This is a genomic window from Dellaglioa sp. CoH-57-MRSF-21 (assembly GCF_056781915.1).
Genome location: NZ_JBXAXU010000046.1, coordinates 1 through 536, shown reverse-complemented (window position 1 = coordinate 536; position 536 = coordinate 1). Strand labels below are relative to the sequence as shown.

Below are 536 nucleotides of genomic sequence, written 5' to 3'. Positions count from 1 at the left end.
GGGCACTACAGGAGAAAACAATGTTTCTGAGTAACCCCTTTTGGTCTGCAAAGCCAAAGATAGTTGTTGGTAGCGGCAACATCTTTATGCAGGCAACGAACACCAATTCGCTGTATAACCTAGACGCCAACGTCATCACTGGCAGCACTGCCGCAAACCCCGGGTACACAACAGTTATGGGTGGAGGTGACGGTGCCGGCAGCGGCTGGCTGATGGGAGGACGTAACAATAGCAACCAAAGTGTTACGACCAATAGAAAGTACAGCTTTGCTTCTGATTCCACTACCAACATGACAGCTCTCACGGTTGCCATGTCCCAAGGAGGCTGTACTGGTAACTCCACACAGTTCCTCATGTACTCCGGTCAGTACAACACCGGAACTTCTGGTGCTCCGAGCATCATCTATCTGTATGCCTCTAACACGTATGCTGGCGGTGCAGCTGCCGCCCGTCTCGCAGTCAATGTTCCGGGTGCAGCTGGAAACGCGACTATAGGGGTGTTTGCCGGGCGCTCTGGAACGTCGCCTAATACGGAC

At 53.0% G+C, this 536-nt stretch carries 1 protein-coding gene; it reads left to right on the top strand.

Features of this window, described 5'->3' with window-relative positions; all coding sequences use genetic code 11:
- Positions 1–20: 20 nt before the first annotated feature.
- A partial coding sequence (locus AC1RPQ_RS07835) for a hypothetical protein (RefSeq protein ID WP_481762239.1) occupies positions 21–536 on the top strand: 516 nt, incomplete at its 3' end.